The sequence below is a fragment of the Nostoc edaphicum CCNP1411 genome, assembly GCF_014023275.1.
GTDB classification, from domain to species: domain Bacteria; phylum Cyanobacteriota; class Cyanobacteriia; order Cyanobacteriales; family Nostocaceae; genus Nostoc; species Nostoc edaphicum_A.
This window is the reverse complement of the sequence record NZ_CP054697.1, coordinates 116,308-138,522: the sequence shown is the minus strand read 5'-3', so window position 1 is coordinate 138,522 and position 22,215 is coordinate 116,308. Positions and strand designations below refer to the sequence as shown.

The 22,215-nt window shown below is 40.6% G+C and carries 19 protein-coding genes and 5 pseudogenes; 16 read left to right on the top strand and 8 right to left on the bottom strand.

Annotation, left to right across the window (positions count from 1 at the left end):
- Window positions 1-2: 2 nt before the first annotated feature.
- From HUN01_RS02225 to HUN01_RS02210, 4 genes and pseudogenes are all read right to left on the bottom strand, one after another.
- The gene (locus tag HUN01_RS02225; RefSeq protein ID WP_181927272.1) at window positions 3-470 is read right to left on the bottom strand and encodes a hypothetical protein; all 468 of its coding nucleotides are present in this window, start codon (window positions 468-470) and stop codon (window positions 3-5) included.
- Window positions 471-473: 3 nt separating this feature from the next.
- Window positions 474-1,491: pseudogene (locus tag HUN01_RS02220) on the bottom strand (tyrosine-type recombinase/integrase).
- Between the two features lie 183 nt (window positions 1,492-1,674).
- Complete coding sequence (locus HUN01_RS02215; protein ID WP_094333589.1) at window positions 1,675-2,061, bottom strand: four helix bundle protein; 387 nt, start codon at window positions 2,059-2,061, stop codon at window positions 1,675-1,677.
- Window positions 2,062-2,497: 436 nt separating this feature from the next.
- Window positions 2,498-2,791, bottom strand: coding sequence for a hypothetical protein (locus HUN01_RS02210; RefSeq protein WP_181927271.1), 294 nt, complete (start codon window positions 2,789-2,791; stop codon window positions 2,498-2,500).
- Window positions 2,792-3,089: 298 nt separating this feature from the next.
- On the opposite strand from HUN01_RS02210, the gene HUN01_RS02205 reads away from it, so the two are divergent.
- Window positions 3,090-3,875 (top strand): response regulator, encoded by a 786-nt coding sequence (locus HUN01_RS02205; RefSeq protein ID WP_181927270.1) that lies wholly within the window; start codon window positions 3,090-3,092, stop codon window positions 3,873-3,875.
- Here the strand turns inward: HUN01_RS02205 and HUN01_RS02200 are convergent.
- A pseudogene (locus HUN01_RS02200) lies at window positions 3,759-4,418 on the bottom strand (cadmium resistance transporter); the annotation flags it as partial. The gene HUN01_RS02205 and the pseudogene HUN01_RS02200 overlap by 117 nt on opposite strands.
- Before the next feature lie 222 nt (window positions 4,419-4,640).
- Between HUN01_RS02200 and HUN01_RS02195 the strand changes: the two are divergent.
- Window positions 4,641-5,897 (top strand): aliphatic sulfonate ABC transporter substrate-binding protein, encoded by a 1,257-nt coding sequence (locus tag HUN01_RS02195; RefSeq protein ID WP_181927269.1) that lies wholly within the window; start codon window positions 4,641-4,643, stop codon window positions 5,895-5,897.
- Window positions 5,898-6,256: 359 nt separating this feature from the next.
- A pseudogene (locus tag HUN01_RS35150) lies at window positions 6,257-6,537 on the top strand (IS4 family transposase); the annotation flags it as partial.
- Window positions 6,538-6,884: 347 nt separating this feature from the next.
- Here HUN01_RS35150 and HUN01_RS02185 read toward each other — a convergent pair.
- The 3 genes and pseudogenes from HUN01_RS02185 to HUN01_RS02175 all read right to left on the bottom strand — a co-directional run bounded on the left by HUN01_RS02185 (window position 6,885) and on the right by HUN01_RS02175 (window position 10,846).
- Window positions 6,885-7,508, bottom strand: a complete 624-nt coding sequence (locus tag HUN01_RS02185; protein WP_181927456.1) for a hypothetical protein — start codon at window positions 7,506-7,508, stop codon at window positions 6,885-6,887.
- Between the two features lie 375 nt (window positions 7,509-7,883).
- Window positions 7,884-8,267, bottom strand: a pseudogene (locus HUN01_RS02180) (cadmium resistance transporter); the annotation flags it as partial.
- A gap of 269 nt (window positions 8,268-8,536) precedes the next feature.
- Window positions 8,537-10,846: an FAD/NAD(P)-binding protein gene (locus HUN01_RS02175; RefSeq protein ID WP_181927455.1), complete on the bottom strand. Its 2,310-nt coding sequence runs from the start codon at window positions 10,844-10,846 to the stop codon at window positions 8,537-8,539.
- Window positions 10,847-11,694: 848 nt separating this feature from the next.
- Between HUN01_RS02175 and HUN01_RS02170 the strand changes: the two genes are divergently transcribed.
- The 13 genes and pseudogenes from HUN01_RS02170 (at window position 11,695) to HUN01_RS02110 (ending at window position 22,181) form a co-directional block, all read left to right on the top strand.
- Window positions 11,695-12,723: a sulfonate ABC transporter substrate-binding protein gene (locus HUN01_RS02170; RefSeq protein WP_238845460.1), complete on the top strand. Its 1,029-nt coding sequence runs from the start codon at window positions 11,695-11,697 to the stop codon at window positions 12,721-12,723.
- Between the two features lie 26 nt (window positions 12,724-12,749).
- On the top strand, window positions 12,750-14,459 hold the full coding sequence (locus tag HUN01_RS02165) for a fumarate reductase/succinate dehydrogenase flavoprotein subunit (RefSeq protein WP_181927453.1): 1,710 nt from the start codon (window positions 12,750-12,752) through the stop codon (window positions 14,457-14,459).
- 2 nt (window positions 14,460-14,461) lie between these two features.
- Entirely contained in the window at window positions 14,462-15,163 is a 702-nt protein-coding gene (locus HUN01_RS02160) for an HAD family hydrolase (RefSeq protein ID WP_181927452.1), read from the top strand.
- Between the two features lie 29 nt (window positions 15,164-15,192).
- Window positions 15,193-15,888, top strand: a complete 696-nt coding sequence (locus HUN01_RS02155; protein WP_181927451.1) for an HAD family hydrolase — start codon at window positions 15,193-15,195, stop codon at window positions 15,886-15,888.
- A gap of 59 nt (window positions 15,889-15,947) precedes the next feature.
- Window positions 15,948-16,730 (top strand): class I SAM-dependent methyltransferase, encoded by a 783-nt coding sequence (locus tag HUN01_RS02150; protein ID WP_181927450.1) that lies wholly within the window; start codon window positions 15,948-15,950, stop codon window positions 16,728-16,730.
- A 19-nt stretch (window positions 16,731-16,749) separates the two neighbouring features.
- A complete protein-coding gene (locus HUN01_RS02145) occupies window positions 16,750-17,220 on the top strand; it encodes a GNAT family N-acetyltransferase (RefSeq protein ID WP_181927449.1) in 471 nt (156 codons plus the stop codon).
- Window positions 17,221-17,232: 12 nt separating this feature from the next.
- Window positions 17,233-17,643, top strand: a complete 411-nt coding sequence (locus HUN01_RS02140) for a VOC family protein (protein WP_181927448.1) — start codon at window positions 17,233-17,235, stop codon at window positions 17,641-17,643.
- A gap of 33 nt (window positions 17,644-17,676) precedes the next feature.
- On the top strand, window positions 17,677-17,904 hold the full coding sequence (locus HUN01_RS02135; RefSeq protein WP_069068766.1) for a 4Fe-4S dicluster domain-containing protein: 228 nt from the start codon (window positions 17,677-17,679) through the stop codon (window positions 17,902-17,904).
- 38 nt (window positions 17,905-17,942) lie between these two features.
- A complete protein-coding gene (locus HUN01_RS02130) occupies window positions 17,943-18,905 on the top strand; it encodes a HEAT repeat domain-containing protein (protein WP_181927447.1) in 963 nt (320 codons plus the stop codon).
- A 19-nt stretch (window positions 18,906-18,924) separates the two neighbouring features.
- Window positions 18,925-19,077, top strand: a pseudogene (locus HUN01_RS02125) (DUF4058 family protein); the annotation flags it as partial.
- 74 nt (window positions 19,078-19,151) lie between these two features.
- Window positions 19,152-20,159: an Mrp/NBP35 family ATP-binding protein gene (locus HUN01_RS02120; RefSeq protein ID WP_181927446.1), complete on the top strand. Its 1,008-nt coding sequence runs from the start codon at window positions 19,152-19,154 to the stop codon at window positions 20,157-20,159.
- A gap of 174 nt (window positions 20,160-20,333) precedes the next feature.
- On the top strand, window positions 20,334-20,762 hold the full coding sequence (locus tag HUN01_RS02115) for a GNAT family N-acetyltransferase (RefSeq protein WP_181927445.1): 429 nt from the start codon (window positions 20,334-20,336) through the stop codon (window positions 20,760-20,762).
- Window positions 20,763-20,780: 18 nt separating this feature from the next.
- Window positions 20,781-22,181, top strand: coding sequence for an amidase (locus tag HUN01_RS02110; RefSeq protein WP_181927444.1), 1,401 nt, complete (start codon window positions 20,781-20,783; stop codon window positions 22,179-22,181).
- Window positions 22,182-22,215: the final 34 nt, after the last annotated feature.

Sequence of the window (22,215 nt, the reverse complement as noted above, 5' to 3'; positions counted from 1 at the left end):
CTCTAGGATTCTGGATGTAACGGGCAAGGACGAACTGGGCAGTAACTTGAGGTAATTTCAAACATATCCTTATATTGATATAGTGAAATACCATATTGTTTTGCAAACGCCTGCAACACCTGATCTGTATAGGCGCGTATCTTACCAGCCGTTAGCCCAAAGCAGTGAATTGCCTCTAAGCGACAAACAGGCTTTTGCCCCAGCCAGAGTTCTGCCGACATAGCGTGCAATGGCTTATCCCCCGGTTCTTTATACAAATACAGCACTGCAAAATATGTTGCTGGTGGTTCGACTGCGATTGCATCAATTTCTGCTGAATTATTCTTGTCGCGGTGGCGATAGAATGAGCGGCGATTGTGGCAGACTTTTGGATTCCAACACCCGTCCCCTTGTGGCCCATGCAGTAGTTTTGCTTGAGTTGTTGGTAATTTGGCGCATAGCTGACACTTGGGGTCTAACGGTTTCGGCATACCTTACTCCGCTTCTTCACCGATTGCACGATAGTAAGCAGCGATCGCAGCTTCTTGCTCACTGCGAAGGGTATAGCGCCGAAACGCTTTCTCGCTTTGATGTCCTGTTAATTTTCGTGCATGGCTGGGGTCAACTCCCAATAGCAATAAGTCAGTGGCATAGGTGTGGCGAAAGGAGTGAGGGTGCAAATCCTCAATGTGAGCTATTTCACCAATTTTTTCTACAGCGAAGTAAATGCCGTGATAACTTAAGCGTTCACCTTTGTACGAAGCATGGTGTGAAATCATCAGTGGACTAAGGCTGTTTAACACCTCACTCCTTTCTTCTCGCGATCGCAAATACTCTGCTAAAACTTCCCGGCTCTCTTTTCGCAGTGGAACTAAGCGTGGTTCATTGGTTTTGGTGTCTGGTAGAAATAGCAGCTTGTCATCAAATGAGCCAACATTTAGCTGTACAACTTCCCCTGCCCGGAGTCCATGACTAAGAATGTGAACGAGTGCTGTATCCCGTTGCCTTGTTTCTCCCAAGAATTCCAACGCTGACCAAACCCGTTCCATGTCTTCTGGGGTCAAACTTTGGGCTGGTGGCAGTGGCACTTTTTCCAGTTTTATCCCCAGTGTCGGATTAGTAGAAATAATTTCAGGATACGTGTAACACATCCATTTGAAAAAGCTTTTGAGAGCCGCAATTCCTGCATTGATGCTGCTTTTTGAAAGCGGTTTATCTGCATCAGTCCGCAGTTCATCACGGAGATATTCTTTATATAGCGCAAGATGACGTGGGCGTAGCTCATGATAGTGAAGCTCACTCCAAGCCAAAAACTCGTTTGAGTTCTCGTTCGTAAAGCTTGCGGCTGTTTGGTGCAAGATTGTTGCTGCGTAAAAATTCCAGAACTTTTACCCACCGAATATCGGTTGGTGGTCTTGTAACTCTAGTACGCCCAGAGAGCGATGCAGTTTCAGCGTCCAGAGGAATAAGTTTAATAGGAGGTAAGTTATTTAGTTCAGGGTTATTCACAATAATCTTGCGCGATCGCACTGGGTGGCTCTGAATTTAAAAATTCAGTATACACGAATTAGGGTGGAACACAAAATAAGCTACCCTTATCTTTTATCCGACATAATCTACGATTAAAATGCACGAATCCAGCAGGGGAGCAGGGGAGCAGAGGAGCAGAGGGGCAGAGGAGATGGGGAAAGAATGCTAACGTTTCATTAACCAAGGTGTTGGGTTGGCAATCATATTTACTAGACCACCTAAAATTTGGTTGTAAGTTCCATATAGTTCTCTACCTGATTCGACAGAGAGATAGTTACATTTAACAGCGAACTCAATCCAAGTCTGAGTTTCAGCAGCTTCGGACTCGCAATCATTTAGTTTCGCTACAAAAGCTGCCTCATAACGACGTTTTCGCCAAGCCTCTGCCATATTTGCACACACAGAACGGGACGAGCGCCGAATCTGATCCGTTAATGAATAACGCTCTTCAACAGGAAACTTTTTGGACAGTTCAAAGATTTTCATGGCGGCATCAAAAGCCATTTGATAAACTTTCAAGTCTTTATGACTTTTAATCGGTTCTTTCTCCATCTCCTCTGCTCCTCTGCCCCCCTGCTCCTCTGCTCACTCTTTTTCCAACATGCGATCGCTCTGGGTGCATGTTGGCAACGGAATAGTTTCTATTACGCTGCCGATAAATTTTGCTTGTCTTTGGTATCGCCTTTGATGTGTAATCCAAGCGATAACCATTTACAGGGTGCTAACTTCCAGTTATAGTTAGCCGTAACTTATTATAGGCACAATGCAACTATAACTTTGACTGAGTGCAAAGATAGTTTACAAAAGTTGCTCAGGCGGTTGCCATAATATTGGTTCAGCGAAGAGACAAAGGTATTGCTGCACAAGAATGCATTCGGGAAAACTTTTCTCCCTTGCTTGATGCCTGTCCCTCAATCTCTAAGATTCGGATCATGGATAATTGCAACCGCCTTGATGCAGAACCGTCTGGGAATACAAATTGCCTGCTTTAATTACAAAAATCATCTACTCGAATATCCCGCCAGACATCAGACACTTGCCAGCCAGAGTTGCCAATAGACTGTACTGGAGGATTGTCAAGGTGCGGAATATAATCAGGAACTCTTGATTCAGGAGCGACTACTGATTTCTCCTCAACCTCAACCACAGGGGCAGTAGAATTGTCAGTATTAGCTTCAAGAAGTTGGTCTTCTGCTTCTTCGATCAACTTCATCTGTTTCAGAGTAAGCTTGTCGGATTTTTTGATGATCTTCTTAGTATCTGTATCATTAGAAGTTTTCATTGGCTGTTCCCTTGAAGGCATTGGCAAAAAAGTTGTCTGAGTAAATTTGGGAGAAATTAGGTATAAATAATTTGCACGGAATTAACAAGGTACACCAAATCGATGGAAAATACGAGTCCCTTGCAGAATAATTTATTAATTGTGTACAAATCTGTTTTCAGGTAGATGTCCCAGCATAATCTGTTGCACAGATGCAAGTATTAAGCGTAAGCGTAGCTCGCCGCAGGCATCGCTTCTTTCCTCATGACTGTATGTCAATACTGTTTTGCAGTTTTGACTCCTAATAAGCAGATAATAGATGGTTGAGAGTTCTCGCTGTGGAGGAACAGCATTGAGAAACTTATCAAGTGATAAAGGAAAAATCCTGGTAGTAGATGACGAAGCCAGCATCCGCCGGATTTTACAGACGCGTCTAGAAATGATTGGCTACAGTGTAGTTACAGCTAGTGATGGTGAAGAAGCTTTGTCAGCTTTTCGCCTGTTGACCCCTGATTTGATAGTTCTAGATGTAATGATGCCAAAGCTGGATGGCTACGGTGTGTGCCAAGAATTACGGAAACAATCAGATGTGCCAATTATCATGCTTACAGCCTTGGGAGATGTAGCAGATCGGATCACTGGGCTGGAATTAGGGGCTGATGATTATATGACAAAACCTTTCTCACCCAAGGAATTAGAAGCTCGGATTGCCTGCGTACTAAAACGGCGCTCCCACAAAACCAGTATCAATACTATTCCTAACTCTCTTATAATCCATGTGGGCAATCTCAAAATCGATATCAATAAGCGGCAAGTCCACAAAAATGAGCAACGCATTCGGTTGACAGGTATAGAATTTAGCTTATTAGAGTTGTTGGTGAATCATTCGGGTAAAGTGAGACTGCTTATGCACGAGTTAAGTTCTATTGACTTTAGCCTTCAGAATCTCACCAAACTGATAACTAATAACGTTTATCTGTCAAGTGTTCGGGAGAAAAATACGATAAGATTCGCTGTCTACCAGAATTCTAAAACCCAGCCACATCAGAACGAAGGGGAAAATCTTGCTAGCATAACGGCTGAGTATCAAAGCGATACCAGGTAGACGAGTCAGACTGTAGGACATAAACAACCAGCAAAAAACAATAAAATAGCAAACTGGTACGATCACAGTGAGATTTTGGATTGAGCTAGTGGCAAACAGGGGGATATAGATGCCAAGATTGTTGCCGCCGTTGGCAATTGTTACCGAGGAGACGCGATAGGTCTGCGGATCGCGGATTACGTCCCAGAGCGATCGCTTTCTGGAATCAAATCCTCGAAATTTAGAGTTTCTTTTCAAATTGGCTGACTTATCTTCAGCGGAGTCATCCTTATTTAGATTAAGCAAATTGTTCAAGCCAATGAGTATCGGCAGAATCCCCAGTAAACCAGTCCAAGTTGATGGAATTGCTAGACCCAGTAAGAAACCAAGTAAACTTACTATGATTAATGCCGTGAACCCTAGAATTTCACCAACTACAATATGTTGAGGACGAAAAGTCCGATTGACCTCACTGAAGAAGGCCGTTAGATAAATATTGTCATCAAATGTTGTTGCCACAGCCGCAGCTAGCCCAATCTTAATTGTTGCAATGAACCAATCCATCAACATTCCTCACTTAACACCTATCTGATGACCAAAACTAGCGATCGCTCAACGTTTGTAGAAAATCCACACAATATCGATATGATAATGTGAGTATCGCATATTGGGTGTAACGAGCGAGCAAGTTTGGTAGTTTATATATCAAGCGGTGCTTTGAATTTATCCTGCATCTCCAAGTTCATCCGGCAATTTCCATCACCTATATTTATCAAAGGAGTCATTATGATTAGCCGTTTGATTGACCTTTTGCCTAGATGCACAGGTCAAAATATCTTACGGTCGCTCAGATCAGCCAGTCGTAGATCGGCTACCTACAGGTTTGCAATTCGATTTTCCATCGGACTTGTCTTGATTTTGGTCTTGCCTCTAGTTTTTGACGGTCATGCTGTTGCTGCTTCTGAATCTGGTAATCAGTTCAAACTACCCAAAAGGTCGACAATCCAGTTACTGGAAACCGTGGGACTGTTTATGGGGGGGATAATTTTCTGTGTACTTTTGGATCGCTGGTTTTCTCAGCGTTCTGCTCAATCTAGCAACACGCCCTTAGGAGAGCAGGCGCGGCGGCTCAAGCAACTGAAAATTGGATATCCAGAGGGGATGACAAATCTGGAAGTTCTGCGGACTCAAGGCTTGCTGGAAATGCGTTTGCGACCTTATGGGCTGACTGTCACCTGGACGAGCTTTTTATCAGCCTCTTCTCTAATAGAAGCACTTAGCAACGGGACAATTGACTTCTGCGGCGGTGGTGCTACGGCCAGCATCTTCTCTCAAGCGGCAGATCACGTATTTGTGCGGGTGGCTAAAGAAAAATATACCGCTCCCAAAGGTCAAGCGATTCTAGTACGGGAAGATTCGCCGATTCAGACACTAGCAGACCTGAAGGGCAAAAAGATCGCTTTTGACAAAGGCTCAAGCGCACATTATATACTTGTGCGATCGCTGGCAAAAGTCGGTCTAGATTTTAGCGACATCGAGCCAGTTTATCTCACACAACCAGAGGCGCTGCCGCGATTCCGCAGGGGTGAAATCGATGCTTGGGTGATTTGGGTTCCCTACACAGCAACGCAAGTCCGAAGCGCTTACCCAGGGCGATCGATTGCAGATTTAGAGAGCATATTTGGTGACAAAGCCTCTGTGGAAGTTCCTACCTATTACTACGCGATTCCAGAACTGGTACGCGACTATCCCGACTTGCTTAAGGTAATTTTAGAAGAGGTAAATGAAGCTGGAACTTGGGCGAAAAAACAGGAATTAGAAGCTGTTCAAAGATTGGTAGAACATCATGAAATCGATCCATCCGTTCTCGAAATTTTACAGAAACATAGTAGCGAACGTGCCATCATTCCGATTGACGACCAATCGCTCAATGCTCTACAGCATCAGGCAAATATATTTAGAGATTTAAATGTGATTCCTGAGCGGGTGAATGTGAAAGATGGAACATATAGCCTACAGACCAAGCAAAACTGGACTTATTAAAATAATTCTTAATTAGAAAGTTAGATTAATCTATAGCCATCGGCGAGAATTTAAGATAAAGTGCCTTTTGTCAATCAGTTAAAATACTCAAAATAGCCTTAATAAGAATGATAATTGTGTATGGGGGGACGAGGGAGCGACACCTCCCCCTCTATTTTATTATCATTCTTATTAAGGGCTTTGACAACTTAAATAGGGTAAAAAAAGTATTGTAACTAGAGAATAACTTTGTAAAATGTGAGGCTCACTTTTTAGGTAAATTCAATTATCAAATGAGGTAATGAAAAGTTTAGTTTCCCACCATTCCCAAGTGACCAAAACAAAATTCTGACCACCCACACCGACATAATACTCCTACTATAGATAATGAAGCGATTGCTAAACACTTAAAAGCTTTATTAACCCCAGCAGTTTTTGCCCAACAAAAATATTATAAACAGTTAGGATTACGAGACAGAGTTCTAAATTTATCCTTAATGGTGGCAGCAGTTTTAACACTGTTGTGGCGAAAATCCCTGGCATTCAAGAGTTGAATCGTCTGTTAGCACGAGAAGGTTTATTATGGTGTCCTGTTACTAAAGTTGCCCAACAATCTTTTTCTGAAAGATTTTTAGTATTCCCATCTGAACTATTTGAGCAAAGTTTGTATTGTGCGAACTGGATGACGACGAAGGCGACGTTTTTGTTAGTGAGGAACTTCTGCCAAAGCTAATCTACGGCGTTGAGTTTTATACTCAGTTATAGGTACTTGCTGAATTTGTGCAAGTAGCTGTTTTTCATTTTCAGCGATGAAGAGAACTTGATATTGCCCAAAATCACGCAATTCGGCGGTTGATTTACGTCCACTAATTCGTCGCTAACTATATTAAAATTGCTCTTCAATCTCCTATTAATTAAAAACCCCTCTTGGTTAGGAGGGGTAAAGTATTATTTAGTAGAATTAGAATTGACGCGCTTATCGCATCAAAATTGAATGCCTAGCAAACATTAGTCAATGATTTGTGGACTAGGAACTTGCGCGTCAATATCTGCCTGAGATAACGTAGGTAGCAACCAGTTGCCTTCACCAGCTTTGAAGACTTTGGCAGGTGCAACATTCAATTCAATTGCACCAGTAGCTGGATTAGTTTTAGCAATGGACTGTGTACCATCGACAAACTTGACAGCAATGGGTTGGGTTAACTCTTGTACTTCAGTATTAGGACTTAAAACTACCTGAGTACCTGCGGGTATGTAGATACCATCACAATCCCAATCATCATCTGTAATTTCCCCTGCTGCTAAGAAGTAAAGTTGAGTTGGATATTTTTTCGGTTTATTGGCGTAGATACCCAAAGTTTTACCGGTTTGATTAAAGCACTGCGCTCGTTTTCTAGCTGTTTCGATCACATATTTCTGAGACTGCAATTGTGATAGTCGGGCTTGAAATTGCTCAGGTGTATAGCCAGCTTGTTCAGGGTTATCTTTCAGATTTAAAAGTTGATTGAGTTCCTGAGTTACCTCAGCATAATCAGTTCCTTTGGTGAAATCTTTGCCTGCCCAAGAAGGTTGAGCAATTGTCAAATTCACAATAAACACGAGAGCGACAAGAATAATTTTGATGAACTGCATATTTTTCTCCCTGGTTTGAGATTTTTGTAATCAGCGAAGGAAGCTTTTAGCTGCTTAACACTTGAGTAAAAGAGTTAAAAAGCAAAATTATTGCCAACATAAGGGAGATTCAAGAAATAAAAAGCCCCGCCCCTTTTCCTGCGGAGACGCTCCGCAAACGAGGTTCCGCAGTCGCTCATGAGGGAAACCCCCTTTCTGCGCGCTGCCTCACCGTATCAAGGATATTTTGGCTACACGACTATATCTTTGGCGCTTTCGCCTTCAAGGCAAAAGCGACGGCGGAGCATTTTATTACTGGTAAGCGCTTAAAGAAGCTTTTTCAATATTTTTGCATAATTTTTGATAAAGGGGAAATTTTTTCATATCCCTTGAAAATTACAAACTTTGTGCTTTGAATTTAGAAGTTTGGATTATTTTGATTAGTCCCATTAAACATAGACAAGTAGCTGTCAAAGCAGTTGGAGTCAATGAAGCACTGTCTAAGATAATAAACACACCTAAACCTATCAAGACAAAAGGAACAAAATTATTGCCGTAACGGGTTAGCAAATTTGCGAGCGACTTCTGACAGGTTAATCTATAAGCTACGTAACACCAAACACCTACCAGTAACAAGAAGACTGCAATAATCACTAGCAACTCAGAAAAAGTACTATTAGCAAATAAGGGCATATAAATGCCTACATTATTACTGCCGTTGGCGATAGTAATAGCCGCCACACTATAAGCCTGAGGAGATAAAAAACTAGCGAAAGTAGAATGTGGATTGGTTTTCTAGATGGAAACTTTGGACGAGGTTTTTTGACTACTCTAGGATTTGTTCTGCCCTGTCTTGCAGGAATTTTTTGCTCGAACCGTGGAGCATGGTTGACTAAAAGTCAGGAGCTTGTTTAGTACAGCTTTAGTAAATTGTTTGTTGTGTTAATCATTTGAGGGAGAAATTGGGGGTATGCCAAACAAATATTACATTGATTGTTGGGGCTGGTAGTGGACTCAGTGCCTCACTAGCCCTTGATTTTCACTCTGCTCTAGATATACATAGCAAAGTAATCATTGTAAATTTCTGTATTAGTCATAACTGTGAGTTCTATTTGTTTCTGTTCTTCATCTGTTGCCGAACTCGTAGCTTGGTCTAAGCTTTCTTGAGGAATAAAATCACCACAGTATTCATTCGCCGGTACTGTTGCATTCATCTTCTGGGGATAACTCAATTTGAGATTATTCATGATGGTAATAAATTGGCTGCGACTGCGATACTCGTTCCGAGTCGCTCCGCGAACGCTAAATCTAGGATTAAGCCGCTTTTCTTCGCCAATGGTGGAAACAGTGCGCCCTTTATAGTCATGGGCAGGATACACCAAAGTCTCATCTGGCAAGGTGAATAAGCGTTGTGTCACCACATCGTATAAGGTTCCAGGATCGCCCCCCTGAAAATCTGTGCGTCCACAACCACGAATAAATAAGGCATCACCAGTTAACAGATGTGTTTTGTTCACCAAATATGCTATGTGACTAGCGCTGTGTCCTGGTGTGAAAATCGTTTCGATGATTACCGATCCCACCTCTAAGATTTCGCCACCGACAAGGGAGCGATCGGCTTTTGTCACAGCAGTATTTTGAGGAACAATCACCTCACAACCTGTTTGTTGCCTCAGTTTACCTGCCCCTGTGATGTGATCGGCATGAAGGTGAGTTTCTAGACAGTAGCGTAGCTTTAATCCCAGTTCATCCAATGATTCCAAATCGCGGTCAACTTGCTCTAATACAGGATCGACTAGAACAGCATCTCCTGTCTGCCGATCGCCAATTAAGTAAGTATAACTACTAGTTGCAGGGTCAAAAAATTGCCGAAATAAGAAAGTTGACTGCGGTATCTCTGCACTGCCATCGTTTAACAAAGGCATCGTTGGAATAGGGCGCACACGCACTGGTAGCGACTGCAACAACGCCTTAGATAATTCCTGCGCCTGTCCCCGTAATTCTGGAACGGCGATAGTTTCCCACAAGTCGCCTTTGCGCGGGGTTCCCAAGGTATAAAACAGCGTCGAAACGTTACCGTCTGCTGCATACAAAGCACCGTGGGTATCTGTATCTAATCCTAAACCGATGGCATTGGGGCGAATTAATTTCTGCGATCGCAAATTAGTAATCAAAGGATGAGGCGATCGGCGATAATCTGCTGCCACCCCTGTACAATTCACCACCCGGCGAACGTGGAAGGTATGATTAGTTTGGGTTTTGCGTTGGGATACAGTCACTGCTACACCATCAGGTAAAGCAAGATATTCCCGAATCCGCCCAGCAGAGATGGTGAGTTGACCAGAATCTAGCATTTCAGTGACAACATTTGCTACTTCTGGGGCAATGCGGTGACGATGCACGTCCCAATAGGGTGTCAAATGACGCAAAAAACGTTGCTGTTCCTCCGTCGGTAGTTTTTGCCAGATTTTCTGATTTATGGGGCGCAGAGAATCAATTACTGCTCGCCAGTCGTAGCCTTGGGCAGCAGCAATTTCCACCTCGGCACGTAGCCGACGTAACCAGGAACGCACACTTTTTGGTGAATTTTCTAGCGTCAAGAAGCAGGGATAAGGTTGAGCCGCTTGATGTTTGAGGGGAAATAATCCTCGTCGGGACACAGCATAAATTTTACCCCGATGTTGGCGATCGCTCAGAGATAGAACCATATCCACCATTGTCAGCCCCGTACCAATTAGCAACACAGGTGCATCAGCATCAAGGTCTGCTAGGGCATCGGCTGACCAAGCATTCCGCAGATAATCATCATTACTATTTGGGTTTTGAATAGCGGGGGGTGCAGAAGGTGAGTTCCCCAATGCCAACACAACTCTGTCTGCCGCAAAACAGCGACCACTACGTAGAGAAATCATTGCGCCTTTTTCTTCAGGCTGTACTCCTACCACTTCATCGGTCAAGCGTTCTAGTCGCACATCACTGGGTGCTGTGGCTTCTGCTTCTGCTAAAACCGATTGAATGTATAAACCATAAACCTTACGAGGTATGAAGGTACTGGCATTTACTTCTTCTGAAAAAAATACTGTTAACTCATCGCGGTTGTGCTGAAGCCAACGTAACAAATGCCCTGGATCATGGGCAAATGCACTCATGTTGCCTGCCGATACATTTAGCAAATGACAGTTGGTATCTGTGCTGTAGGCGATTCCCTTGCCAATTTGATCGCTACGCTCAATCAGCTTAATGGTGAGGGGTTGACTAGCAGTTTTCAATAGGTGGGTAGCAACTAGAGAACCACTAAAACCTCCGCCAACAATAGCGATCGCGGTTGTAGTATGGGCAGTTAAAAAACTAGGGTTCATGGCGGTTTTAGCTAGAATCAATAGTTACGTTATCTCTTTATTGGTAAGACTTACGCAATAACTCTCTGAAACTCTCATTTCTTTGTGTACAACTCTTACGAGACGCTGCGCGTAGCAAGATCCCCGTAGGAGTATGCGTTCGTTTTTCTATTATTTTGCGTAAGTCCTGTACTCAACATACAACGCTTTTCCCCTAGTTAGCGCTCTTCCATCACTCTCAGAAAACAATAATTGAAGCAGAAAGATATCATTCTTTAGCTAGATACTACCTTAAATTCGTCAGCTTACTGTAGTTTGTAATACTCTCAATAATTCTAATGAAAGTTAGTTAAGCCTTTAATACTTTTTAAGTATAAATTTTCCATATTTTAAATTAAGGGCAAAATGTTTATAAATCAGGATGTTTTTTCTGCACTTGTATTAAAATTCCACAAAATTATAGATAGGTTTATTCAAACAGCATTCAAACAAAACATTTACCTTTCTATTTGCTGTTAGTCTCAGCTTGAGTTTGATAATTTCTGCTTGTTCTCCAAATAATTCGGTAATTTACGCATCTATGCCGTCATTTAGCATAGGTCAAGACCCAGAAAAGGTAGTTCGTATTGGTCATCAAAAGTTTGGTTCTCTCAGTCTTCTAAGGGCAAAGGAAGATTTGGAGAAAAAGTTCAACAGCTAGCTAATACACACTAAGGAATGCGATCACAATTTTTGGAGCTTGCATTTGCGGCTTATCTATGTGAATATTCTATGAGCAAAATACGGTAAATTGCCCGAATTATCGTAGTATTTATATTGATTGTAGTTTAAATGTACTTATGCTCACTAAGTATTTACCAAATCGACTGATGAAGATTGTCAGCAGCCTTCTTCAAAATTATGAAATATCCAGAATTGGCATATTTGCCTTATTCTTTACCTGTGGGTTAAGTTTGACTTTTGTGATATCTGCGTGTTCTGCCACCAATACAGGTAATTCTGTAGCAACACAGACAGCAAAACAAGGTGTGGTAGTTCGTATCGGCTATCAAAAAGCGGCGACTATTCTCAGCGCTCTCAAAAACCGAGGTAATTTAGCAAAAACTTTAACGACTGCTGGTGCTTCGGTGACATGGGCAGAATTTCCCGCCGGCCCACCGATGCTAGAAGCAATGAACGCAGGTAGTATTGACTTTGGCTATACAGGTGAATCACCACCAATATTTGCCCAAGCCGGAGGTACTCCCTTGGTTTATGTTGCTTACGATCCTTGGAGTCCCAAAGCTGAAGCAATTATTGTACCTAAAGATTCACCAATTAAAACGGTTGCTGACCTTAAAGGGAAAAAAGTAGCCTTTGCTAAAGGCTCGAACAGTAACTATCTTGTTGTCAAAGCTGTAGAAGCTGCCGGATTAAAGTATAGTGACATTCAACCAGCACATCTAACACCAGCAGATGCCCGTGCTGCATTTACTGGTGGTAATGTTGATGCTTGGGCAATTTGGGACCCTTACCTAGCAGCAGTTGAACACGACACAAAGGTTAGAAAATTAACAGATGCAACAAATTTAGCACCGAATCGGGGTTACTATCTTGCGCGTCAAGAGTTTGTTAAATCTCACCCAGATTTGTTGAAAACCCTGTTAGATGAAGTAAGCATTGTAGATAAATGGGCAACAAATAATCCAGCAGAAGTTGCCAAGTTTTTAGAACCAGAGTTAGGTATTCCCGCAGCAGCATTAGAAATTGCCGAAAAACGACGAAAGTATGGTGTTTTACCGCTAACAGATGAAGTAATCACTCAGCAACAAAACATTGCCGATACTTTTTACAAAATCAAGCTAGTTCCTAAGCAAATCCAAGTCAAAGATATTGTTTGGAACGGTAATAAATCTTAGAAGTCCCTCTCTACTCCCAAAAGCTTATGGACATCAACACCCAACAAATAAAAACGGATGTACTTGTCATCGGTGGCGGTACGGCCGGTACAATGGCTGGAATTAAAGCCAAACAAGCCAATCCTGATGCAGAGGTGCTGATCTTAGAAAAGGCTAACATCCGACGGAGTGGTGCGATCGCAATGGGTATGGATGGAGTGAATACCGCAGTTATTCCCGGTCATTCTACCCCAGAACAATACGTCCGCGAAATCACCCTTGCTAACGATGGTATTGTCAACCAAAAAGCCGTATATCAAACAGGCAAATTAGGTTACGAAGTTATCCAAGAATTAGAAAGTTGGGGCGTGAAATTTCAAAAAGATGCCCAAGGCAACTATGACCTAAAACAAGTGCATCGTGTGGGTAAATATGTCTTACCTATGCCAGAAGGAAAAGACCTCAAAACAATTCTCACTCGCCAAGTCAAACGCCACAAAGTCAAAGTGACAAATCGCGTTATGGCAACCCGCGTATTAATCAAAGAAGGACGTGCTATTGGTGCAGTAGGATTTGATGTCAGAAATGGTGATTATATTGTCATTCAAGCTAAAGCAGTCATTTTATGTACAGGTGCTTGCGGCAGATTAGGATTACCCGCTTCCGGTTATCTCTACGGCACTTATGAAAATCCTACTAATGCCGGGGATGGCTATTCAATGGCTTATCATGCAGGTGCAGAACTTAGTAATATTGAATGTTTTCAAATTAATCCTTTAATCAAAGACTACAACGGCCCCGCCTGTGCTTATGTTGCTGGGCCTTTTGGCGCACATACAGCCAACGCCGAAGGAAATCGCTTCATTAGCTGCGACTATTGGAGTGGTCAAATGATGTTGGAAATCTGGAAAGAATTAAATTCTGGGAAAGGGCCAGTCCAACTCAAAATGACCCATCTTGATGAAGATACAATTGCCGAAATTGAATCCATACTTTGGGCAAATGAACGACCAAGTAGAGAACGGTTTCATCAAGGTAGAAATGAAGATTACCGCACCCACGGCATAGAGATGCACATTTCTGAAATTGGCTTATGTAGTGGTCATAGTGCTTCTGGTGTGTGGGTGAATGAAAACGCTCAAACAACTGTCACCGGTTTATATGCAGCCGGAGACATGGCCAGCGTTCCGCATAATTATATGATTGGGGCATTTGTTTTCGGTCGCATAGCCGGGACTCATGCTATTGAATATATCGAAGATTTAGATTTTATCGAACCAGATACAGATTTTTTAGAAGCTGAAAAAGCCAGAATTTATGCACCATTAACACGTCCCAATGGTGTACCTCATACTCAAGTTGAATACAAATTAAGACGGTTAGTTAATGATTATCTGCAACCACCAAAATCAGGCAATAAAATTGAGATTGGTCTGAAACATTTTGTCCAATATCAACAAACATTAGATATAATGGGCGCTCGTGACCCCCATGAATTAATGCGTTCTTTGGAAGTTCATTTTATTAGAGACTGTGCAGAAATGGCAGCTAGAGCATCCTTATATCGTCAAGAAACTCGTTGGGGACTTTATCATTACCGCTTAGATTATCCTGAAAAGAATGATGATGAGTGGTTTTGTCACGTCAACTTAAAAAAAGATGAATCAGAGCAAATGATATTGTTTAAACGTCCTGTAGATCCTTATATTGTGGACGTAAATTTACATCATGAAGCCTACAATATAGCAGTTAAATAAATATGAAATATCTATTTTGGGATTTTGATCATACACTAGGTTATCGTGACGGAATGTGGAGTGAAACTTTGCATTCCATATTACAACATCATGGAATTCACAATATAGATGTAGAAGATATTCGACCATTTGTGAATATTGGCTTTACTTGGCACTCTCCTGAAACTCCCCATAGTTTATTGTTGAATGGGAAAACATGGTGGGAGTATATGAATGAATATTTTGCAGAAATATATGAAAAAGTAGGAATAAATAGAACTCAGGCAATAAAATATGCTTCCCAAGTCCAGAATGAATATAAAGACTTAGAAAAATGGCATTTATATGATGATGTAATTTCTACTTTGCAAGATGCAATTACAAATAATTATAAAAATATAATTCTCTCAAATCATATACCTGAACTGCACGAAATTATAGACAAACTAAATATTACAAAATACTTTGAAGGCATATATACATCGGGGAAAATTGGACATGAGAAACCAAGCCTCAAATTTTATGATTATGTCATCAATGATTTAAATATTGAAAAGAAAGAATGTGTAATGATAGGTGACAGCTATCATGCTGATATTGCTGGAGCATTGCGGGCGGATATACAAGCAATTTTAGTCAGGAAGCCTAATGATAAAAATTATAAACTTTATAGTCAAGATTTCAGAGAGATACTAAAAATAATTAGAAAAATTTCAACTATCTAAAAAAGCCTTTTCGTGAATTAAATAATTGAATGAGTTATAAAGTAATAATTTTCGATCTCGATAATACACTATTAAATTTTGAGCTATGTGAACGCCAAGCTATACTCGGAGCGCTGAAAGTTTGTGGAATATCTTTAGACTTACATGGAATAAATGAAACTAGTTTTCTTCAAGTATATGAAACTTATAATTCCAAGTATTGGAGTCAGCGAGAAACTTTTTCTCCTGATGAGTTAATAGAGATGTCTTATCGAGATACATTTGCTCACTTAGATATACAAACAGATAAAAGTAGTAATATTAGTCAAAGTTTTTGGCATATTTTTAATAATTCAGCCGTAATGGAACCTGATGTAAATGAAGTATTAAACGCTCTTGCACGTAGTTATCGTTTGGCTGTCATCACCAACGGTTTTGTATCATCGCAAATACCGAGAATGCAAGCTGCGGGAATTGAGCATTTTTTTGAGGAAATTGTAGTTTCTGAAGCAATTGGTTTTGCTAAACCACCTCCTGAAATATTTCATCATGCGTTATCGAAATTAGATTTAACACCAGCAGAAGTCCTTTACGTAGGAGATTCTCTCACTCATGACTATGCGGGAGCAATGCAAGTTAATATTGATTTTTGCTATTACAACCGAAAAAACCAGAATTTAATACAGGAAGTGCAACCAAAGTTTATGATATGTGAACTATTAAAATTGGTAGAATTGGTTAACTAACAGATTCTTTATTCATTTAAAGTTCAATCTTAAATTATTTGTTTTATTTTATAAGAAATATGTCTATTTATAACTCAATTGGTCAACAATATTCAAAAACTCGCATTCCTGATATCCGCATTGTAAATCAACTAATTGATTTACTCAATTTACCCAAAGGTAGCATTATTGCTGATATTGGTGCTGGTACTGGTGGTTACAGTTTAGCCCTAGCTAACAGAGGATTTCTTGTTAATGCTATTGAACCTTCTTTAATAATGCAACAACAAGCAGTAAAACATCCACAAGTTAAGTGGTTCACTGGCTATGCAGAAAATTTACCTCTACCAGATAAGTCTGTTGATGGCGTTGTAAGTATCCTAGCAATTCATCACTTTACTCATCTCGAAAAAGCGTTTCAAGAAATGCAACGAATTATTAGAGATGGAGCAATCATTTTGCTAAGTTTTGATATTAGGTTTGCTCAGAAAATATGGCTTTATGATTATTTTCCGTTTTTGTGGGAAGATGCTTTACGATTTTTACCACTTAACGAACAGATTAATTTAATTCAAAGGAGTACTAAAAGGCGTGTTGAAGCTATACCACTTTTGTTACCATACGATTTATCTGATTTATTCGCAGCAGCAGCCTGGAGACGACCAGAGTTATATCTTCAACCAGAAGTACGTGCGGGAATATCATCTTTTGCGTTAGGCAATCAAGATTTAATAAATAAAGGATTACAGTTATTGGCAGCAGATTTAAGTAGTGGTGAATGGGTAAATAAATATGGTGATGTTCGTAATTTAATGGAGATTGATTTGGGTTATCGTTTTATCCGCGCAACATTGAATAACTGAATAAATGTGTTTTAAACTTATGACAATTAAAATGACTATAGGTCAGACAATTAAAATTAGAAAAGCTGAGATTAAAGATGTAGAAAGAATTGCTAGTCTTTGCGAACAACTTGAGTATTCTGTGACAAATCAACAAATAGAGCAACGCCTTACTAAAATTAAAAATAACGATGCTCATCTTGTGTATGTTGCCACTCTAGAAGATGAATATGTAATTGGTTGGGCACACGCTCATATTTCAGAATTAATAATTATTCCTACCCAAGCAATCATTTTCGGTTTAGTGGTAGATAAAAATTATCGACATAATGGAATTGGAAGGCTTTTAATGCAACAAGTTGAACAGTGGGCTAATATGCTTGGCTGTGAAGGAGTCATACTCCGTTCTAATATTAAACGTAAAGAGGCTCACTTTTTTTATGAAAAAATTGGTTATACGAATATCAAACAGTCGGTGACATTCTATAAAAAATTGCAGTCTCAAGAGTAAATAACTTAAAAAATGATTACTGGAGTTAACCACATTACTTTATCTGTCAGAGATTTAGAGAAATCTCTCACTTTCTATACCAATGTGCTAGGTTTTCGCTTACTGGCAAAATGGACTAAAGGTGCTTATCTTTCGGCTGGTGACATTTGGTTGGCATTGATTTTAGACCAGAAAGTTCGAGAAAGTCCTATACCTGAATATACCCATATTGGTCTGACTGTTTCTATTGAAGATTTTCCTATTCTTAGCCAACACATTCAACAATCAGGGGCAAAAATTTGGCAAGAAAATCAATCCGAAGGTGCTTCTTTGTATTTCCTTGATCCAAATGACCATAAACTGGAAATTCATGCTTCTGATTTAGACACCAGAATCAAAACTGCTAAAGCATCTCCGTGGGAAGGATTAGAATTTTTCGTTTAAAGTTTATTAATTGAATTAGGGAGTAATAAATGTATGGCTTTAATCACACAAAGAATAGATGTTCCTGTCATCGTTGATGAATCGAAATGTTTAGAAAAATGTACAGCTTGTATTGAGGTTTGTCCTTTAGATGTGTTGGCGAAAAATCCAGAGACAGGCAAAGCTTACATGAAATATGATGAGTGTTGGTTTTGTCTACCTTGTGAAAAAGAATGTCCTACTAATGCAATTACAGTACAAATTCCCTTTTTATTACGTTAAAGATTCTCTGTAACTCTGTGCCTCTGTGGTAAAAATTAATGAATGATGACCTCAAAGATTGGCTAGAAATGCTGCGATCTCCTGATGTAAATGACCGCTTAGTAGCCGTCAAAACCTTACAACATTTAGGCGATGAAGAAACAATAGACGCTTTAATTATCGCTTTGAAAGATGAAAATATTGCTGTTCAGAAAATAGCGATCGCTGCTCTTTGGGAAATTGCTAATCCCGTTGCCATCCCTGCCTTAATTGAAAGCCTCGGTTCAGCAGATACAGATATTCGCACTGAAGCTGCATCAGCATTAAACGAGTTAGTTACACAAGATGAATTGTTACTTTTACTAGATAAACTCCAAAGTAATGATATAAATCTTCAATTAAATATTTTAGTGCTTTTGCGGAAGGTACATGATATTCAATCTTTACCCGAAATTTTACCATTTTTAGAATCAAAAAATCCTGAGTTAAGAGAAGCAGCCGTTACGACACTGCGATATATCAATCAACTAGAAAAATGTCCACAAGCTTTAAATTTAATCTTTGATGAGGAAGCAAGTGTACGTCGTGCTGCTGCTTTAACTTTAGAACATTTACAAGATGCAGAAGTGATTACAATACTTTGTCAAGCACTTACAAATGATAGCAACTGGCAAGTTCGCCGTAATGCAGCCAAATCTCTGGCTATTCATGAAAATCAACAAGCAACTTCAGCATTAGAAATAGCTTTAAGTGATGAACATTGGCAAGTACGCAAATCAGCAGCACAAGCTTTGCAAAAAATCCCAGATATTCAAGTTATACCGAGATTAATCCAAGCATTAACAGATGAATATGCAGATGTTCGCAAAGAAGCTGCGATCGCACTTGGTAATTTAGCTCATCCTGATGTTATTAACCCACTGCAACAAGCCTTAGATGACCCTGACAAAGAAGTGTCGATCCAAGCGCAACGGGCAATTCAGAAGATTAAAACAGATAGAATAGTCTCAAGGGAGCAGTGAATAACTAAGGTAAAGTGCAATGGTAAATCCATTTCCTGGAATGAACCCGTATTTGGAACAGCCTGACCTTTGGCATCAAGTTCACAATCGTTTGATTGTAGCGATGTCTGACGACAAGCTGCTTCTCTACGAGAGGCTACGCCAACGCATCTACGCTATAGCGATCGCGAAGCTTGTGAGAAAGCCGGGTAAATGTGGAATAAATGGTAAATTATCTCTGCAATATTTAGCTAACATCCAGAAGATATGACTACAGCACATCAGCAAGAAATCGTCCAATTGCTCAAGCAGATTATCGAACCTACCTTAAATAATGACATCGTTAGTTTAGGAATGGTACGAAACTTACGCATAGTTGATGACTATATTTACTTACGTTTATATATTGGTTCTCATCAGCACCAATTACAGCCAGAAATTCAATCTAAATTGTCATTTCTATCTTGGTGTAAAAAAACTTATATTCAAATTTGTACAATTCCTGGCGTGAGAACAACTCTAGGCATCTCTAGCGGTAAAGGTGGTGTGGGTAAATCCACAACAGCCGTTAATATAGCCGCAGCTTTACAATTACAAGGTGCAAAAGTAGGACTATTAGATGCTGATGTTTATGGCCCCAATATTCCCCAAATGTTAGGTTTAGGGAAAGCTGATATTCAAGTGATTAATACTCCCACAGGTGATAAGTTTTTACCTCTAAAAGCTCAAGGAATAAAAATAATGTCAGTGGGTTTACTTGCAGAAGCAAATCGCCCTTTAGCATGGCGGGGGCCTGTATTGCATAAAATTATCACGCAATTTTTGCAAGATGTAGAATGGGGCGAATTAGATTATTTATTGATAGATTTACCTCCTGGTACAGGTGATGCTCAAATTACAATTATCCAAGAAAGCCCAATTTGCGGAGTCATTTTAGTGACGACTCCTCAACAAGTGGCTGTTGCAGATGTACGACGTAATATATATATGTTTCGCCAAGTGGGTGTTCCTGTGCTTGGCATTATTGAAAATATGAGTTATTTAATTTGCGGTGATTGTGGTTCACGCACACCGATTTTTGGTAGTGGTGGTGGTGAACAACTGGCCGCAGAATTACTTGCGCCTCTGTTGGGACAAATTCCCATTGATCCCCGCATTTGTAGCGGTGGAGATACTGGAAATCCGATCGCAATTAGTGAACAAGCTTCTCCAGCCAGTGAGGTTTTTAGAAAAATTGCGATCGCCATAGGCTTAAGCTTCGCTCATCGCACTTAATGCAACTTTTAAAAACCAGGCTGCGTAGATATTTCACAGCCTAGTTTAAAACTATCTAGCTTACGCCAGCACTGGTTGGGCTTCTAGTTTCTCAGCTTTCTGCTTGAGGACAGTCGGTAATTCACTGGTTAACGTGGCTACTTAATCGGTTTTCGTTACGCATACGGAGGACGTGTGAGCAACATCAGAATAGCAAGTGAGGAGAGTGAAATACTGCAATGTTTCCCAATTATCAAGCAATTGCGTTCACATCTGACTGAGCAAGGATTTATTCAGCAGGTTCAGCGCCAGAATGTTGATTATGGTTATCAGCTTTGTTATCTAGAAGAAGCTGGAAAATTGCACTGTGTTGCTGGGTTCAGAATATCGGAATGTTTGTCTAATGGAAAATATTTATATATTGATGATTTAGTGACTGATGAGTTGCATCGATCGCGTGGATTTGGTGAAAAGGTGTTTGAATGGCTCATCAACTATGCTCGTTTAAATGGCTGCAACGAAATTGGGCTGGAATCTGGAGTTCAAAGATTTGCTGCACATCGATTTTACATGAAGCAGGGAATGCATATCTCTAGCTACCATTTCTCAGTCTCGCTCACATAGTATCTAAAACCTAAAATTATGTCAGAAATTGCCGATTTATCTACTTCTCAACTGTTATCGCTCTATGGCGATCGCCAATTGTCACCAGTTGCAGTCACCAAAGCAGCCCTAGAACGAATCAATACTTACAATAACTCAGTTAACGCCTTTGCGATCGTAGATGAAAAGACTGCTTTGGCTGAAGCCCAAGCTTCAGAAGTGCGTTGGTTAAATGGAAATCCCCTTGGCTTGGTGGATGGAATACCCTTTACTGCTAAAGATTTACTGTTAACCAAGGGTTTGCCAACGCGCCGAGGAAGTAAAGCGATTATCGTCAATCAACCTTGGGAAGAAGATGCACCTGCGGTAGCCCGTTTACGGGAACAGGGAGCAGTTTTATTAGGAAAAACCACAACCTCTGAATTTGGTTGGAAAGGTGTCACCGAAAGTCAACTAACTGGTATCACTCGCAATCCCTGGAATTTAAACTTGACTCCTGGAGGAAGTAGTGGTGGGGCGGCTGTCGCTGCTGCATTGGGAATGGGAACACTGCATCTCGGTACAGATGGCGGCGGATCATCCAGAACACCGGCGGCGTTAACAGGTGTGTTTGGTTTCAAACCGACTTTTGGACGTGTGGCTGGCTATCCATCAGCCCATACGGGAAATTTGTTTCATGTTGGCGTTTTGGTTCGCACTGTCACTGATGCAGCTGTCGCATTAAATGTTATTGCCCATCCTGATGTGCGTGATTGGTATGCTTTACCAGATGATCAACAAGACTATACTTCTGATTTAGATAAAGGTGTAGCCGGATTGAGAATTGCTTACAGTCCTAACTTTGGCTACGCTGAAGTTGATTCAGAGGTAGCTGCTTTAGTTAAAGCCGCAGTAGATGTTTTTTCCAAACTCGGTGCGATTGTCGAAGAAGTCGATCCAGGTTTTGTAAATCCTCGCCTGATTTTTCAAACTTTTTGGCAAGCTGGCGCATCTAAGTTATTACGTGGCTTTAGTCCAGAACAACAAGCTGTAATTGAAGAAGGTTTGCAGAGTATTGCTCAAATAGGCGATCGCCTCACTTTAGCAGAATATCTCAGCGCCCAAGATGCGCGGGAAGCTTTGGCAAGACAAATGCAAAGATTTCATCAAAACTATGATTTACTGATTACTCCCACCTTACCTGTAGTTGCTTTTCCTGTTGGACAAAATCGACCCCTGTCATATATTGACAATCCGCAACGAGATTGGTCGCCTTTTTCTTATCCTTTTAATCTCACACAGCAACCTGCTGCATCTGTACCTTGTGGCTTCACCAAAAATGGTTTGCCTGTAGGTATACAAATTGTTGCTGCAAAATATCAAGATTTACTAGTCTTGCAAGCAGCTAAAGCTTATGAAAGTGTTTCTCCTTTCATCATGCCGTTAACAGCAAGTAATTGAGGCGAATATGAGGAAAAATCTCTAAAATTTTGCA

Coding starts and splice junctions, on each gene's coding strand:
- HUN01_RS02160 (WP_181927452.1), top strand. CDS start 14,462: ATGAAATATCTATTTTGGGATTTTGATCATACACTAGGTTATCGTGAC.
- HUN01_RS02170 (WP_238845460.1), top strand. CDS start 11,695: ATGAAGATTGTCAGCAGCCTTCTTCAAAATTATGAAATATCCAGAATT.
- HUN01_RS02135 (WP_069068766.1), top strand. CDS start 17,677: ATGGCTTTAATCACACAAAGAATAGATGTTCCTGTCATCGTTGATGAA.
- HUN01_RS02145 (WP_181927449.1), top strand. CDS start 16,750: ATGACAATTAAAATGACTATAGGTCAGACAATTAAAATTAGAAAAGCT.
- HUN01_RS02195 (WP_181927269.1), top strand. CDS start 4,641: ATGATTAGCCGTTTGATTGACCTTTTGCCTAGATGCACAGGTCAAAAT.
- HUN01_RS02120 (WP_181927446.1), top strand. CDS start 19,152: ATGACTACAGCACATCAGCAAGAAATCGTCCAATTGCTCAAGCAGATT.
- HUN01_RS02130 (WP_181927447.1), top strand. CDS start 17,943: ATGAATGATGACCTCAAAGATTGGCTAGAAATGCTGCGATCTCCTGAT.
- HUN01_RS02185 (WP_181927456.1), bottom strand. CDS start 7,508: ATGCAGTTCATCAAAATTATTCTTGTCGCTCTCGTGTTTATTGTGAAT.
- HUN01_RS02205 (WP_181927270.1), top strand. CDS start 3,090: ATGGTTGAGAGTTCTCGCTGTGGAGGAACAGCATTGAGAAACTTATCA.
- HUN01_RS02225 (WP_181927272.1), bottom strand. CDS start 470: ATGCCGAAACCGTTAGACCCCAAGTGTCAGCTATGCGCCAAATTACCA.
- HUN01_RS02215 (WP_094333589.1), bottom strand. CDS start 2,061: ATGGAGAAAGAACCGATTAAAAGTCATAAAGACTTGAAAGTTTATCAA.
- HUN01_RS02140 (WP_181927448.1), top strand. CDS start 17,233: ATGATTACTGGAGTTAACCACATTACTTTATCTGTCAGAGATTTAGAG.
- HUN01_RS02165 (WP_181927453.1), top strand. CDS start 12,750: ATGGACATCAACACCCAACAAATAAAAACGGATGTACTTGTCATCGGT.
- HUN01_RS02210 (WP_181927271.1), bottom strand. CDS start 2,791: ATGAAAACTTCTAATGATACAGATACTAAGAAGATCATCAAAAAATCC.
- HUN01_RS02175 (WP_181927455.1), bottom strand. CDS start 10,846: ATGAACCCTAGTTTTTTAACTGCCCATACTACAACCGCGATCGCTATT.
- HUN01_RS02155 (WP_181927451.1), top strand. CDS start 15,193: ATGAGTTATAAAGTAATAATTTTCGATCTCGATAATACACTATTAAAT.
- HUN01_RS02150 (WP_181927450.1), top strand. CDS start 15,948: ATGTCTATTTATAACTCAATTGGTCAACAATATTCAAAAACTCGCATT.
- HUN01_RS02110 (WP_181927444.1), top strand. CDS start 20,781: ATGTCAGAAATTGCCGATTTATCTACTTCTCAACTGTTATCGCTCTAT.